Here is a 15,409-nt window from a genome sequence, read left to right as displayed (position 1 = left end):
GACAGATGCTATTTTTATTGGCGGGAGTGACGGGGTAACACTTGATAATACGCTAGATCTTATGGCTCGTGTTCGAAAATATGCCATTCCATGTGTGTTAGAAGTATCAACGCTTGAGTCCATTACACCTGGTTTTGATTCATACTTTATTCCGACCGTTTTAAATAGCACAGATGCTCGATTTATAACTGGATTGCAACATGAAGCAGTGAAAGAGTATGGCGAACTCATGAATTGGGAAGAAATCGTAACAGAAGGTTACTGTATTGCAAACCCTGAGTGTAAGGCAGCACAGCATGCGAACGCGAACGCTAACCTATCACTGGAAGATGTAGTAGCATATGCACGCTTAGCAGAAAAAATGTTGAGACTACCTGTCTTTTATTTAGAATATAGTGGCGTTTATGGCGATGTCGAAACGGTAAAAGAGGCAAGCAAAGTGCTGGAGCGTACGAAGCTTTTTTATGGTGGCGGTATTGCGAGTGAGGAGCAAGCTCGTGAAATGGCGATGTTTGCTGATACGATTGTCGTTGGTAACGTTATTTATGAAAGCATTGATCAAGCCGTTGCGACCGTTAAAGCAGTAAAGAGATGATTGCTGTAATGCTCGTGTTACAGTACAATAAAAAATAAGAACAAACGTTTGGTAGGTGGGATGAATATGAACATGCATCAATTGATTGAAAAGCTATTAACAGGATTAAATCCTGAACAAAAGGCAGCAGTTAAGCATACAGAAGGCCCACTTTTAATTATGGCGGGTGCCGGTAGTGGGAAGACACGCGTCCTTACGCATCGCATTGCCTATTTAATGATGGAAAAAGAAGTAGCGCCATGGAACATTTTGGCGATTACCTTTACGAACAAAGCTGCTCGTGAAATGAAAGATCGTGTCGCGGCAATTACTGGGCCCGTGGCAGAAGACATTTGGATTTCCACATTTCACTCAATGTGCGTGCGAATTTTACGTCGAGATATTGACCGGATTGGCATTAGCCGAAACTTTTCGATTCTTGACTCTACCGATCAGCTTTCGGTCATTAAAAGCATCCTTAAAGATCAAAATATTGATCCGAAGAAATTCGAGCCACGCGCCATTTTAGGAACCATTTCGTCGTTAAAAAATGAACTGAAAACGAGTGCGGATTTTGCAAAAGAAAAAGTAGGTCCGTTTGATAGCGTTGTTTTCGATGTGTACCAAGAATATGAAAAACGTTTGAAAAAGAATGCAGCTCTCGATTTTGATGATTTAATTATGACAACGATTCATTTATTCAAACGTGTACCAGAAGTGTTGCAATTTTATCAACGAAAATTTCAATATATTCACGTGGATGAGTACCAAGATACAAACCGTGCACAATATATGTTAGTCAAATTGCTAGCAGATCGTTTTCGTAACCTTTGTGTGGTAGGTGATTCGGATCAATCCATTTATGGCTGGCGTGGGGCGGATATTGCTAACATTCTCTCGTTTGAAAAAGACTACGATGATGCAAAAGTGATTTTGCTTGAACAAAACTATCGCTCTTCAAAAACAATTCTTGATGCGGCTAATAAAGTCATTGAAAATAACGTCAACCGCAAAGCGAAGAACCTGTGGACAGATCGAAGTGAAGGCAAGAATATTGTCTATTATCAAGGTGATACTGAGCATGACGAAGGTCATTATGTAGCCGGTAAAATCCGTGAGATGACGATGAGTGGAACACGAAGCTACGCTGATATTGCCGTCTTATATCGTACGAATGCGCAATCGCGGATTATTGAGGAAGTATTAATGAAATCAAACATTCCTTATAACATCGTTGGCGGCGTAAAGTTCTATGATCGCAAAGAGATTAAAGACATTCTTGCCTACTTACGCCTCATTTCTAATCCGAACGATGATATTAGTATGACGCGCATTATTAACGTGCCTAAGCGAGGAATTGGTGCCTCCACAGTGGATAAAATTCTTCAATATGGAGCGGACAATGATCTATCGATGTTTCAAGCGCTTCAGGAAGTTGAACAGATTGGACTTGCGGCCCGCTTCGTAAACGTATTACGAGAGTTTTCGCAGTTAATTACACAATGGAATCAGATGCAAGAATTTCTATCAGTGACGGAACTTGTGGAAGAAGTGATTGAAAAGACAGGATATCGTGACATGTTAAAAGCCGATAAGTCGCTCGAATCCCAGAGCCGCATCGAAAATATTGATGAATTCCTATCTGTTACGACAGACTTTGAAAAGAAACAAGAGGATAAGAGTCTTGTTGCTTTCTTAACGGATCTTGCGCTTGTCGCCGATATTGATCGTCTAGACGAAGGCGGAGAAGAGGAAAAGTCAAAGGAAACGGTCATTTTAATGACGCTTCACTCTGCAAAAGGCCTAGAGTTTCCCGTTGTTTTCTTAATTGGTCTTGAAGAAGGTGTTTTCCCACATAGTCGTGCCTTGTTTGAAGATAGCGAAATGGAAGAAGAACGGCGCTTAGCTTATGTAGGGATTACGCGAGCCGAAGAGGAACTATTCTTATCGAATGCACGGATGCGTACGTTATATGGCAGAACGAATATGAACCCGGTGTCGCGCTTTATTGCCGAAATTCCAGAAGAATTGATTGAAAACGAAGAAGTTACACAAATGCGCGCTACAGGCGGGTTCAGCTCAAAGGCTTCCCAAAGCGCGCCATCCTTTATGCGACCTAAGATGAAGCAAACGTCGCCAATGTATACGACAAATGGTAACGAAAAGCTAGATTGGTCGGTAGGTGCAAAAGCGAAGCATCGCAAGTGGGGAACCGGTGTTGTAGTAAGTATGCGTGGTGAAGGTGACTCCTTAGAGCTTGATATCGCGTTTCCTCAACCAGTGGGGATTAAACGTTTATTAGCAAAATTTGCTCCGATTGAAAAAGAATAAAGGAGTTGGATCGTTTGAACGAAGAACAAGCAAAGCAACGAGTAAAGGAAGTACGTGAACTCCTTGAAAAATACAGTTATGAATATTATGTACTTGATCAACCGACCGTTCCGGATGCCGAGTATGACCGGTTGTTACAAGAATTAATTGAACTAGAGAATAACCATCCAACCTTACGTGATGAGCATTCGCCAACGGTCCGTGTCGGCGGTCAAGTACTGGATTTTTTCCGAAAAGTTGAACATAAAGTGCCGATGTTAAGTCTTGGGAATGCTTTTAATGAAGAAGACTTACGTGATTTTGATCGCCGTGTGCGCAATGCTGTGGGCGATAACGTATCGTACGTTGCTGAGCTGAAAATTGACGGACTAGCTGTCTCGTTAACGTATGAAGAAGGGCGCTTTGTACTAGGTGCGACACGTGGCGATGGTACAATCGGTGAAGATATTACGAATAACTTACGAACGATACATGCGATTCCATTGAAAGTCAAAGGGGAAGCAGTTTCATTGGAAGTGCGTGGCGAAGCTTATATGCCAAAGCGCTCGTTTCAAAAGCTAAACGAAGCACGCCAGGAAGAAGGTCAAGAATTGTTTGCCAATCCTCGGAATGCAGCGGCGGGTTCTTTACGTCAGCTTGATCCGAAAATTGCTGCCAAACGAAACTTATCTATTTTCGTGTACGGAATGGGACAGCTTGCTGGTAAAACGATTGAACATCATAGCGAAGGCTTACATTTTTTAAAAGAAGCAGGCTTCAAAACGAATCCTGAATGGAAACAGTGTGATACGATAGAGGATGTTATTACCTTCGTCCATTCATGGGGAGAACGTCGACCGCATTTAGACTATGAAATCGATGGAATCGTTATTAAAGTGGATTCGTATTATCAGCAAGAAGAGTTAGGATTTACAGCGAAAAGCCCAAGATGGGCCATTGCCTACAAGTTTCCGGCAGAAGAGGTTGTAACGAAGCTATTAGGCATTGAATTAAGTGTGGGGCGAACAGGTGTGATTACGCCAACCGCACTATTAGAACCTGTAGCCGTAGCGGGAACGACTGTAAAACGAGCTTCGCTTCATAACGAAGACTTAATTCGTGAAAAAGATATTAAAATTGGTGATTATGTTGTTGTCAAAAAAGCAGGCGACATTATTCCAGAGGTAGTAAATGTCATTGTTGATCGTCGTACAGGTGAGGAAGAAGAATTTCATATGCCTGAAGCGTGTCCAGCGTGTGAAAGCAAGCTTGAACGCTTGGATGGAGAAGTAGCCTTGCGGTGCTTAAATCCAATGTGTCCGGCTCAAATTCGTGAAGGACTTATTCATTTCGTGTCGCGTAATGCGATGAACATTGATGGGCTTGGTGAGAAAGTCATTAGTCAGCTGTTTGCCGAACAACTCATTACCGATGTTGCCGATTTGTATGATTTGAAAAAAGAAGAATTAGTAAAGCTTGAGAGAATGGGTGAAAAGTCGGTTGACAACCTACTAGATGCTATAGAAAAATCGAAAGAGAATTCCTTAGAGCGTTTGTTGTTCGGATTAGGTATTCGTCATGTTGGTGCAAAAGCCGCAAAAACAATTGCACAACGGTTTGAAACGATGGATGCCGTAATGATGGCTTCAAAAGAAGAGCTCCTTGCTATTGACGAAGTTGGTGAGAAAATGGCGGATTCGGTTGCCGTTTATTTCAGTAAGCCTGAAGTAAAGGTGCTTATTGACGAGCTAAGAGACTTTGGCGTGAATCTTACGTATAAAGGGCCGAAAATCGTTAAAGCCGAGGATATTGATTCTTCATTTGCTGGGAAAATTGTTGTATTAACAGGAAAACTTTCGTTGTTTACACGCAATGAAGCGAAGGAAAGGCTAGAAGCGCTCGGTGCCAAAGTAACGGGCAGTGTGAGCAAGAATACGGATTTACTCATTGCTGGTGAGGATGCAGGGTCGAAGCTTGAGAAAGCGCAAACGCTCGGGGTTGCCGTATGGAGTGAGCAACAATTTTTCGATGAGCTAAATAAATAAAGGTTCATAACGTGTTGGAGGAGTGTTACACATGAAGAAGCGGATCAGTTTAATCCTGATCAGCTGCCTTTTGCTGTTGTCTGGCTGCTTTAATGATGACAAGCTAGAAAAACAAGAGGAAGTTGTAAAGAAGAAAGGTAAGAAAGAAGAGAAAGCGCTCATTACAGGGGAAATTAAAACAGGCGAAAAATATTATCGTAGCATTGTGCCTTTTGAGCCAGGTGGTGCGCGTGGTTTAATTAAGTATGGTGTGGATAATCGTCTTGATATTAACGAATTTGAGCTAGGGTTAATGAAGATTGCGCAAGAGAACTTTAGTACGGATAAATACTTCTATCAAGAAGGTCAATATTTATCATCGACAACCGTTAATAACTGGTTGAAACGTTCGGATGAAGCAACCGATAAAGACAATGGTACTTCCATGACACAAAAGGGGCTTAACCCGCCGCTTGGACTGAAAAAAGGTGCTTCTCATAAAGAGGTGCTCGATGCCGAAGACAAGCATCCAAAATACTTATCGTATGCATTAGAGCAAAACTATCTTGTGCAAAGTGGTAAAGATAAAGTAAAGCTTGGCGGTGTGGTCATAGGGTTGTCCTTTAACTCAACTTACTACTATAAAGCTACAGACAGCAAAGGGCTTATTTACAATGGTTCAAAGAAATTACAAGCAAGCGAAGTGAAACGGGAAGCAAAGAAAATGGGTGAAGAAGTACTTCGTCGCCTTCGTCAAAATTCAAGTTTAAAAAATATTCCTGTTACCGTTGCGCTGTATCAAGAAGCCGAAAAAGAATCGGTAACACCAGGTAATTTCTTCTCCTATGCAACAGCAGATTCAGATTCTAACGAACTAGGTGAATGGGAAACCGTCGATGATCATTACTACCTATTCCCATCCAATGATGCGACTAAAGAAAAGCGTGATGACGCTGAAAAGTTCAATAGTTTTAAATCGAAAATTCAAGACTATTTCCCGAACTATGTGGGTGTCGTAGGAAAAGCTCACTATAGTGGCGGAGACCTAGAGCGTTTAGATATTGAAATTCCGATGCAGTTTCAAGGAAAAGCGGAGGTCATTTCCTTTACGCAATATGTTACGTCCTCGGCTATGAAACAGTTACCAAGTGTTCCGGTCACGATTTCAATTCAGTCAGCCGTCGATAAACCAGAGGCATTGATTGTACGTGATAAATCAAATGAAGAACCATTTGTGCATATTTATAGATAATGAGATAAGAGTTGACCTTGTATACGCTAAGGTCACTCTTTTTTTCTTGCATAGATATGAAAGCGGTTGAAACCAACATTTGTCTTATTATTCTGACTATTAATGATTGTTTGAACTATGGGACTAGTTTGCGGTATTATAGACATGTTATACAAATGAAAACGCTTAAGTGCATAGGAGGGGACATAATGATTCGCGAATATAAACACGAACCATTTACAGATTTTTCTATAAAAGAAAACAAGAAAGCTTTTGAGGAAGCATTAGATCTTGTAAATTCACAACTGGGCAAAGAGTATCCTCTTGTGATTGGCGGAGAACAAATCGTAACGGATGAAAAAATCGTTTCTACTAACCCGGCTAATAAAGAAGAAGTTATTGGTACGGTTTCTAAAGCAAATAAAGATTTAGCAGAAAAAGCAATGCAAGAAGCAGTTGCTACGTTTGAAACGTGGAAAAAATGGGCGCCAGAAATGCGTGCTAACATTTTATACCGTGCTTCTGCCATTCTTCGTCGCCGCAAGCACGAATTCTCTGCATACCTTGTAAAAGAAGCAGGAAAGCCATGGAAAGAAGCAGATGCAGATACAGCAGAAGCAATCGATTTCCTAGAGTTCTACGCTCGTCAAATGGAAACAATTAAAAACGGTGTTCCTGTTAACAGCCGTTTCGGAGAAATTAACAAATATCAATACATTCCACTTGGTGTTGGTGTTATTATTTCACCATTTAACTTCCCACTTGCGATCATGGCAGGTACAACAGTAGCAGCTATCGTAGCTGGTAACACAGTACTGCTTAAGCCAGCAAACAACACGCCAGTTGTTGCAGCGAAATTCGTAGAAGTGATGGAAGAAGCAGGTCTTCCTAAAGGCGTTCTTAACTTCATCCCTGGTAGCGGAGCTGAAGTTGGTGACTACCTTGTTGACCACCCGAAAACACGTTTCGTATCTTTCACTGGTTCTCGTGAAGTAGGCTGCCGCATTTATGAGCGCGCTGCTAAAGTGAACCCAGGTCAAATTTGGTTAAAACGTGTCATCGCTGAAATGGGCGGAAAAGATACAATGGTTATTGATAACAACGTAGATACTGATTTTGCAGCAGCTTCGATCGTGTACTCTGCATTCGGATTCTCTGGACAAAAATGTTCTGCAGGTTCTCGTGCGGTCGTTCACCAAGACGTGTACGATGAAGTTCTTGAAAAAGCAGTTGCATTAACGAAAACGCTTAAAATGGGTAATCCAGAAGAATCTAGTAACTACATGGGACCTGTGATTGACCAAGCAGCTTATAACAAAATTATGAGCTATATCGAAATTGGTCGTTCAGAAGGTAAAGTAGTAACAGGTGGAGAAGGAGACGATTCTAAAGGCTTCTTCATTCAACCAACGATCGTTGCTGACTTGGATGAAAAAGCGCGTCTTATGCAAGAAGAAATCTTCGGACCAGTTGTAGGTTTCTCTAAAGCACGTGACTTCGATCACATGATGGAAATCGCTAACAACACAGAATACGGTCTGACAGGCGCACTTGTGTCGAACAACCGTGAACACATCGAACGTGCGAAAGAAGAATTCCACGTTGGTAACATGTACGTGAACCGTGGATGTACAGGCGCAATCGTTGGTTACCAACCATTTGGTGGCTTCAACATGTCTGGTACAGACTCTAAAGCAGGTGGACCTGACTACCTACTTCTTCACATGCAAGCAAAAACAACTTCAGAAATGCTATAAGCATAAATGAAAAGCAAGCAATTCCCGGTGGGAGTTGCTTGCTTTTTTGCGTTGGGAGATAGGGGGGTGTGGGGATTGGCGCGTGGAGGGGTGTGGGGATTGGCGCGTGGAGGGGTGTGGGGATTGGCGCGTGGAGGGGTGTGGGGATTGGCGCGTGGAGGGGTGTGGGGTTTGGTGCGCGGAGAGGTGTGGGGTTCGCGCGCAGAGAGGAGTGGGGTTCGCGCGCAGAGATGCGCTGTTCGCGCGCAGAGATGCGCTGTTCGCGCGCAGAGATGCGCTGTTCGCGCGCAAAGGTGTGCTGTTCGCGCGCAGAGGTGCGCTGTTCGCGCGCAAAGAGTGCAAATCACGAGTAAAACAAGCAAAAACAAGGGCAGAAAGAGCAAATCACGGACAAAAGAGGCAAAATCAAGCGCAAAAGAGATCAAATTAAATGAAAAAAAGCTAAAATTAGAAAAATCAAGCTCTGTTTCAGAGATCGGTTACCGCGTAGTGGGATGTGATTCACGCGCAAAGAGTGCAAATTCCACTCAAAAAAGAAATCAAACTACGCGCAAAATAGCGCTATCATCTAAAAAAATCAAAACCTACATAATTAGCATCATCAAATTCATCCCCTCACTCAATTACCTTTCAAGTCAGGTTGAGACAAAAAAGGTTGCAGACTCAGCGGTTACCATTACCTTAGTGCCCGTTCACGAATTAAAAGCATGGAAACTTCCTCTATGGGCAACGCTAAAGAAAGAGTACGAGATGAGGAGGTTTCCCCGTGAAGAAAAAAGAACGAGATGAACAAAATGAGCCTATTTTAAATGAAATGAAAACGATGCCGCATCAAATCAATGCGCCATCTTTCAAGGATACGACTCAGAAAATGCAAGCTCCTTTCGTCAATGAGTATGGTGTAACGATTGGCGATAGTTTATATGCATCAGAGGAGTCTCCATTAGAGAATTGGAGTGAGGAAACGGATCCGGCGACGATGGCTGGTGATCAGTGGGTTCATCCGACGAATGATATTGGCTGGAATACGGAAGAAAATCGTGAATTACTTCAGCAACAAACACCTCCGGAAGGTCCGACCGAGCATCCGGATCATGATACAGGGTATGGGAGCGACTAATTCGCACCCTTTTTCATACTAAATATGTCCAATCCTTACCGTCTTGTTGCTTATACAGGACGGTTTTTGTTATCATCTACTTATTATGTAAACGTAAGTTTTATTGGAGGTGGCCAAGAGTGTCGCGAATTTCGAAAGAAGAAGTAAAGCATGTTGCTAATTTAGCACGTCTTTCTGTTAGCGAAGAGGAAGTGAATCAGTTCACAGAACAGCTTGGAGCAATTATTGAATTTGCTGAGCAATTAAATGAACTAGATACAGAAAATGTAGAACCAACAACACACGTATTAGCATTGAAAAATGTATTGCGAGAAGATGTTGCCAAAGAGTCAGTAGGTAGAGAAGCTGCATTGAAGAATGCTCCACAAGAGCGAGACGGACATTTTAAAGTACCAAAGACGTTTTAATAGGAGGAAGTATGTCGTTATTAGAGAAGAAAATCTCAGAATTGCATGAGCTATTACAGAGTAAAGAAATTACAGCAACGGACTTAGTGGACGCGTCTTATACGAGAATTGGTCAAGTAGAAGACCAAGTAAAGGCGTTTTTAACCTTAAACGAAGAAGAAGCACGTAAGCAAGCGAAAGTATTGGATGAAGCAGGTGTGTTTAACCAGACGTTAGCTGGCTTACCAATCGGATTGAAAGATAACATTTCAACTAAAGGATTACGTACGACAAGTGGAAGTAAGTTGCTTGCTAATTTTGATCCCATCTATGATGCAACGGTTGTTCAATCTCTGCAAAATGAAGGAACCATTACGATCGGAAAATTAAATATGGATGAATTCGCGATGGGTTCTTCCAATGAAAATTCAGGCTTTTACGGAGCACGTAATCCGTGGAATCTACAACATGTACCAGGTGGGTCTTCAGGTGGCTCAGCCGCTTCTGTAGCAGCAGGGGAAGTGCTGTTTTCTTTAGGATCTGATACAGGTGGTTCGATTCGTCAGCCTGCCTCGTATTGCGGTGTTGTCGGCTTAAAGCCAACGTACGGCCTCGTATCACGCTATGGATTGATTGCTTTTGCGTCTTCACTTGACCAAATTGGTCCAATTACACGTACGGTTGAAGATAATGCCTTCTTATTGCAAGCCATTGCGGGTCATGATGCGATGGATTCTACGTCTGCCAATGTAGACGTGCCAGATTATCGTTCGGCGCTCACAGGGGACATTAAAGGATTGCGCATTGCGGTTCCAAAAGAGTACGTAGCTGAAGGTGTCGATCCTGAAGTGAAGCAAAAAGTGCTAGATGCGCTAAAAGTTTTGGAAGCAGAAGGTGCGGTATGGGAAGAGGTATCGCTTCCTCACTCTAAATACGCACTGGCAACGTACTACCTCCTTTCATCCTCTGAAGCATCGGCGAACCTGTCTCGTTTTGATGGGGTTCGGTACGGTGTGCGTTCAGCGGAAAGTGAAAACTTACTTGAACTCTATAAAAACACACGAAGCGAAGGCTTTGGTGATGAAGTAAAACGCCGTATTATGCTAGGAACGTTTGCGCTAAGTTCAGGCTATTATGATGCATATTATAAAAAAGCACAAAAAGTTCGTACACTTATTAAGCAAGACTTTGATAACGTATTTGCGAACTATGACGTTATTGTTGGACCAACAGCGCCAACGACAGCCTTTAAAGTGGGCGAAAAAACAAACGATCCGCTTACGATGTACGCGAATGATATTTTAACGATTCCTGTAAACCTTGCAGGTGTTCCGGCCATCTCTATTCCTTGTGGTCTATCTAATGGATTGCCAGTCGGCTTGCAAATCATCGGTAAGCATTTTGACGAGCGCACCATTTATCGCGTTGCTTCTGCATTTGAACAAGCAACGGATCATCATAAAGAGAAACCGCAATTGTAGGAGGTGGAGACATGAGTAAATTTGAAACGGTTATAGGACTTGAGGTCCATGTGGAATTAAAAACGAATTCAAAAATTTTCTGTGGTTGCTCGACTGACTTTGGAGCACCAAGCAATAGCCATACGTGTCCGATTTGTTTAGGTCATCCAGGCGTATTACCTGTTTTAAATAAGCAGGCTGTTGAATACTCCATTCGAACGGCGATGGCATTGAACTGTGAAATTAATCCTGTACAACACTTTGATCGTAAAAACTATTTCTATCCAGATAATCCGAAAGCGTACCAAATTTCGCAATTGGATCGTCCGATTGGGGAACATGGCTGGATTGAAATTGAAGTCAACGGTGAAAAGAAGAAAATCGGTATTACCCGTTTGCACCTTGAAGAGGATGCAGGGAAAACAACGCATGCGAATGACGGTACATCACTTGTTGATTTGAATCGCCAAGGAACACCTTTAATGGAAATCGTATCTGAGCCTGATCTCAGAACACCAGAAGAAGCCTACGCTTATTTAGAAAAATTAAAAGCCATTATTCAATATACGGGTGTCTCCGACTGTAAAATGGAAGAAGGTTCATTGCGCTGTGATGCGAACATTTCCTTGCGTCCTGTCGGACAAGAAGCGTTCGGAACGAAAACAGAGCTTAAGAACTTAAACTCCTTCGCCTTCGTTCAAAAAGGATTGGAATTTGAAGAGCAACGTCAAGCGGAAGTACTGACTGCCGGTGGCGAAATTCTTCAAGAAACGCGTCGTTTTGATGAAGCGACAAAACAAACCATTTTAATGCGCGTAAAAGAAGGTTCAGATGATTATCGCTACTTCCCAGAGCCAGATCTTGTTGAACTGCACGTGTCAGAAGAGTGGATGGAGCGCATCCGTCAAGACATTCCGGAGCTTCCAGATGCACGTAAAGCACGCTACGTATCAGAATTTGGCTTGCCAGCGTATGATGCAGGTGTCTTAACGGCCTCTATTAAAATGGCTGATTTCTTTGAAGCCGGTGTACGAGAAGAAGCGGATCCGAAGCTACTTTCAAACTGGGTCATGGGAGAAGTAAGTGCCTTTCTTAACAGCAACAACAAAGAACTGGATGAAACACCATTAACACCAGCGAGCCTTGCTAACATGATTAAACTCATTGAAGATGGCACCATTTCTTCAAAGATTGCCAAGCAAGTATTCAAAGAACTGATTGAAAAAGGCGGCGATCCAGAAACGATTGTCCAAGAAAAAGGACTTGTCCAAATTTCTGACGAAGGTGCCATTCGTTCCTTTGTTACAGCCGTCATTGATCGCAACCCTCAATCTGTTGAAGACTTTAAGAGCGGAAAAGGAAAAGCAGTTGGCTTCCTTGTCGGCCAAGTCATGAAAGAATCAAAAGGAAAAGCAAATCCACAGCTTGTAAATAAGCTATTAGGTGAGGAATTGCAAAAACGATAAAGCTTTAAGCCGTAGCATCCGATGATGGATGCTACGGCTTCTTTTTTATGGTTAGAAATTCCTTTTTTAAGGGAAATGTCTTGGTATAGATGTTTCCAAGTTAGTAGCTAGTTATAGCATGTTAATATCTGTTTAATACTTTGTAGGTCCTTCGAGCCATTTTATGAAATAGGTATTGTAATATTCGTGTCATAGTAGTAATATTCAAGTAACAAGTTTGTAACATTAATGTAATAATAACTACTAAAATATGGCGAGGGGTCTTATACAATGAAAACACTAAATAAAGCTGCATTACTACTCTTATCTGCAGGCCTTGCTGGATCCATGATGAATGTTGGGACAGTAGCTGCTGCAAGCAAACACACTACTCACCACGTAAAATCAATAATAAAAGAAAAGAAACATACCTATAAAACATTGAAATATGGACAAAAAGGAACAGAGGTAACGTTCTTACAAAAACGTCTTCACGAACGCGGGTATTCTGTCGCCGTGAGTGGCACATTCGATAAAAAGACAGAAAAGAGCGTCATGAACTTTCAAAAGAAATTTTATTTAAATGAAACAGGGGAAGTAGACCGCGCAACCCGGACGGCGGTTTATGCCGATCAAACGAAACCAACGCTACATACATTAAACATGAAATTCGTCGGCTGGGCAGATAATCATTCTTTTGAAGCCATAAGCGTTGACACAAAAGAACCGATCGTATTCCAAGCTTACATGGGCGATTGGGACAAACAACTAAAAGACGGCAAAGCCTATCAATTATCCTTTGTGAAACACCAAAATGGACTGTATATTTTAAAAGAAGTACGTGGATTGAAGAAGTAAGTCAGACGAACGGAAGATGAGAACATCACTCATCTTCCATTTTATGTTTTATCCCCTTTTCTTCCACCTTCTCTTCGTCTACAATGGGAGAGAAAGGGTGTGCTTGTTTGAAGGATCAAACGCGAAAGGGAAAGGTATTCTATTACTCAGGTATTCTTGTTTTTTTGATCGGGTGTTTAGTGAATCAACAAAAAGAAAATTCCTCTGAGTCGTTCACTTCGCTGTCTACTTCGCTCGTTTTACTTGGTATTTTCCTGCTATTATTCTCTTATTTTTTTAAAAAAGAATCCTCGAAAACAGAGCGTTAGAGACCATTGCACAATTCTCCCGCTTCTTCGTGAGCATCTGACAGTTTTCTGCGAAACTTTACGAACGATTTCTATCCTACATAGGTTTAAAAGGATGATATGATGAAGTCGATTCAATCGCGGAGGTGGATGTTTTGAAGAGAGCGGGAGTTTTTGTTGCTGCTGGATTGTTACTACTATTAACCGCGTGCCGCGGCACAGAAGTTGCGGATGGCGATATGAAATTGGATGTTTCATATAAAAAAGGGCAGTATCCTCGTTCGTACAAGCCTATTTCTATGGATGAAGCGCAAGACGTTTTACCCTTTAAACCGCATTTTCCTGAAGCAATTCCTTATGCTTTTAAGACGCCTAATGTGGTAATAACCGATTGGGGACAAAAGAAAAAAGTGCAAGTAAGTGCTGATTATGAACGAAAAACCGCTCAAGATGAGAAAGGTTATATTACGTATCAAGCCTTTAATCATAAAAATCTTGTTTCAGATATGATTTCAGAAAAAAAATATAACGAAACGCTAGAGCTTGCTAATGGTGCGACTGCTTATTATGCCTACTATGGAACGTATGCAGAGCTCTTTTGGAAAATTGATGAGGAAGAATACGATCTGCGCCATATGTTTGCAACAAATTATAATGAAAAACAATTAAAAAGCGAGCTTGTAAAAACAGCAAACTCAATTGATTAGTCAGTGGGCGTACGCCCACGAATTGCATAAGTAGGTCCATCAGATAATTTCTGTTGGGCTTTTTCTTGTTTCTGCTGAATGTGTTGCTGTTTTTCGGCCCCATTCCGCGCAGCTGCGGCCTCCACTTCTGCAGCTGTTAACGAAGAACCATAATTCGCTCCAATATTCAGCTTGCCGGTTAAATCTTTAATGCCTAGATTGGCGAAATTATTGCTCAGTTCGTACTTATCGATATGAAGCTGATCGATGTGAACTTTTTCAATGATGACAGAGGCTTCTTTTTGTTCATTTTGTAGGGAGGAGAGCTCTAGTTGTAATTCTGTAAGTTTCGTATGAATAGCGTTCATTTTTTTATCATGATGGAGGACGGCATTGAGTATGGATTTAAACAAGGGCATAACCGCACCTCGCTTTCCTATTTTTCTAGCTTGTACAGTCTATGAACAGAGTGAGAAAACAATGCCTCGTAAACGAAAAGGGGAGAATGACATGACGTTTAAGCAATCAGCACTGAATCTCGGATTTCTTGATATTAATTCCATCGGACGAAGCTGTACATTATCGTACGGCCAGACAATGCGCAGTCGGGTTTTTAATGTCACTCGTAAAAACCAAGCATTTGGGATGATCGATGGTGATGGTGCTCATCATACGGCGGAGCGTTTTACAATGAATGACAATGACATCATTGATATGCCACGAGAGCGCAATACGTATTATTAATCAATGCGTACTGCCTTTTCGTTAGTAGCCGTGCGAAGGATGCGAACTTCGAGTAAACCGTTGTAAAAGCGCGCCGATGTTCTTGCTTCTTGAATAATTTCAGGCAGAGGGATCGTTCGTTCGAATGGTCCTGTTTGTCGTTCTTTATGTACAGGAGTTGTTTCTTGATATGGTGAATCTAAACGCCCTCGAATGGTTAACTGATTAGACACGATTAATAAGGATACATCTTCTTTACGGACCCCGGGTAAATCAAAGAGAATGATCCATTCACGGTTATTATTGTGAATGTCCACTTTTGGAAAGGCTTGCTCTTGTTGTGATGCCACACCTGCTGATGATTGCCGAAATTGATTGGATGATTCACGTGTTTGATTCATTTGTCCAGGAAACGAGTTCCCTGTTGCTCCGTTCGTTGCTCCATCAAATATACTGTTCCAAAAGTCGTTTCCTTGAACTTTTTGTGCAAGCTCAAGCCATTGTTTTAATTTATCCGCATCCATCACAGCACCTCCAAGAGTCAGCCT

General features: G+C 41.9%; 14 protein-coding genes. 12 read left to right on the top strand and 2 right to left on the bottom strand.

Annotated elements, in window-relative coordinates:
• The 11 genes from pcrB to A374_RS17085 all read left to right on the top strand — a co-directional run.
• Positions 1 to 595: heptaprenylglyceryl phosphate synthase (pcrB, locus tag A374_RS17145; RefSeq protein WP_007203505.1), on the top strand; the 595-nt coding region annotated here is incomplete at its 5' end.
• Positions 596 to 667: 72 nt separating this feature from the next.
• Positions 668 to 2,905, top strand: a complete 2,238-nt coding sequence (gene pcrA, locus A374_RS17140; protein WP_007203504.1) for a DNA helicase PcrA — start codon at positions 668 to 670, stop codon at positions 2,903 to 2,905.
• A 14-nt stretch (positions 2,906 to 2,919) separates the two neighbouring features.
• Positions 2,920 to 4,929: an NAD-dependent DNA ligase LigA gene (gene ligA / locus A374_RS17135; RefSeq protein ID WP_007203503.1), complete on the top strand. Its 2,010-nt coding sequence runs from the start codon at positions 2,920 to 2,922 to the stop codon at positions 4,927 to 4,929.
• Between the two features lie 31 nt (positions 4,930 to 4,960).
• Positions 4,961 to 6,160 (top strand): CamS family sex pheromone protein, encoded by a 1,200-nt coding sequence (locus tag A374_RS17130; protein WP_007203502.1) that lies wholly within the window; start codon positions 4,961 to 4,963, stop codon positions 6,158 to 6,160.
• Between the two features lie 188 nt (positions 6,161 to 6,348).
• Positions 6,349 to 7,896, top strand: a complete 1,548-nt coding sequence (gene pruA / locus A374_RS17125) for an L-glutamate gamma-semialdehyde dehydrogenase (RefSeq protein WP_007203501.1) — start codon at positions 6,349 to 6,351, stop codon at positions 7,894 to 7,896.
• A gap of 766 nt (positions 7,897 to 8,662) precedes the next feature.
• Positions 8,663 to 9,016, top strand: a complete 354-nt coding sequence (locus A374_RS17115; RefSeq protein ID WP_007203499.1) for a DUF3905 domain-containing protein — start codon at positions 8,663 to 8,665, stop codon at positions 9,014 to 9,016.
• Positions 9,017 to 9,135: 119 nt separating this feature from the next.
• Entirely contained in the window at positions 9,136 to 9,423 is a 288-nt protein-coding gene (gatC, locus tag A374_RS17110) for an Asp-tRNA(Asn)/Glu-tRNA(Gln) amidotransferase subunit GatC (protein WP_007203498.1), read from the top strand.
• Positions 9,424 to 9,434: 11 nt separating this feature from the next.
• Positions 9,435 to 10,883 (top strand): Asp-tRNA(Asn)/Glu-tRNA(Gln) amidotransferase subunit GatA, encoded by a 1,449-nt coding sequence (gatA, locus tag A374_RS17105; RefSeq protein ID WP_007203497.1) that lies wholly within the window; start codon positions 9,435 to 9,437, stop codon positions 10,881 to 10,883.
• Positions 10,884 to 10,894: 11 nt separating this feature from the next.
• The gene (gatB, locus tag A374_RS17100) at positions 10,895 to 12,328 is read left to right on the top strand and encodes an Asp-tRNA(Asn)/Glu-tRNA(Gln) amidotransferase subunit GatB (RefSeq protein ID WP_007203496.1); all 1,434 of its coding nucleotides are present in this window, start codon (positions 10,895 to 10,897) and stop codon (positions 12,326 to 12,328) included.
• A 270-nt stretch (positions 12,329 to 12,598) separates the two neighbouring features.
• Positions 12,599 to 13,165 (top strand): peptidoglycan-binding domain-containing protein, encoded by a 567-nt coding sequence (locus tag A374_RS17095; RefSeq protein ID WP_007203495.1) that lies wholly within the window; start codon positions 12,599 to 12,601, stop codon positions 13,163 to 13,165.
• 442 nt (positions 13,166 to 13,607) lie between these two features.
• Positions 13,608 to 14,159, top strand: coding sequence for a hypothetical protein (locus A374_RS17085; RefSeq protein WP_007203494.1), 552 nt, complete (start codon positions 13,608 to 13,610; stop codon positions 14,157 to 14,159).
• Here A374_RS17085 and A374_RS17080 read toward each other — a convergent pair.
• Positions 14,156 to 14,551, bottom strand: coding sequence for a hypothetical protein (locus A374_RS17080; protein ID WP_040340710.1), 396 nt, complete (start codon positions 14,549 to 14,551; stop codon positions 14,156 to 14,158). The two genes, A374_RS17085 and A374_RS17080, sit on opposite strands and share 4 nt — an antisense overlap.
• On the opposite strand from A374_RS17080, the gene A374_RS17075 reads away from it, so the two are divergent.
• On the top strand, positions 14,538 to 14,882 hold the full coding sequence (locus tag A374_RS17075; protein WP_007203492.1) for a hypothetical protein: 345 nt from the start codon (positions 14,538 to 14,540) through the stop codon (positions 14,880 to 14,882). The two genes, A374_RS17080 and A374_RS17075, sit on opposite strands and share 14 nt — an antisense overlap.
• Here the strand turns inward: A374_RS17075 and A374_RS17070 are convergent.
• Positions 14,879 to 15,385 carry an Hsp20/alpha crystallin family protein gene (locus A374_RS17070; RefSeq protein ID WP_007203491.1) on the bottom strand — a complete coding sequence of 169 codons (507 nt, stop codon included), beginning with the start codon at positions 15,383 to 15,385 and terminating at the stop codon, positions 14,879 to 14,881. The genes A374_RS17075 and A374_RS17070 overlap by 4 nt on opposite strands.
• Positions 15,386 to 15,409 lie beyond the last annotated feature (24 nt).

The sequence above is a fragment of the Fictibacillus macauensis ZFHKF-1 genome (genome assembly GCF_000269865.1).
Taxonomy (GTDB): Bacteria; Bacillota; Bacilli; order Bacillales; family Fictibacillaceae; genus Fictibacillus_C; species Fictibacillus_C macauensis.
Note: the sequence above shows the minus strand (reverse complement) of the source record. Positions and strands in the feature narration are given on the sequence as shown.

Coding starts and splice junctions, on each gene's coding strand:
- pcrA (WP_007203504.1), top strand. CDS start 668: ATGCATCAATTGATTGAAAAGCTATTAACAGGATTAAATCCTGAACAA.
- A374_RS17130 (WP_007203502.1), top strand. CDS start 4,961: ATGAAGAAGCGGATCAGTTTAATCCTGATCAGCTGCCTTTTGCTGTTG.
- A374_RS17075 (WP_007203492.1), top strand. CDS start 14,538: ATGGATTTAAACAAGGGCATAACCGCACCTCGCTTTCCTATTTTTCTA.
- gatB (WP_007203496.1), top strand. CDS start 10,895: ATGAGTAAATTTGAAACGGTTATAGGACTTGAGGTCCATGTGGAATTA.
- A374_RS17070 (WP_007203491.1), bottom strand. CDS start 15,385: ATGGATGCGGATAAATTAAAACAATGGCTTGAGCTTGCACAAAAAGTT.
- gatA (WP_007203497.1), top strand. CDS start 9,435: ATGTCGTTATTAGAGAAGAAAATCTCAGAATTGCATGAGCTATTACAG.
- pruA (WP_007203501.1), top strand. CDS start 6,349: ATGATTCGCGAATATAAACACGAACCATTTACAGATTTTTCTATAAAA.
- A374_RS17095 (WP_007203495.1), top strand. CDS start 12,599: ATGAAAACACTAAATAAAGCTGCATTACTACTCTTATCTGCAGGCCTT.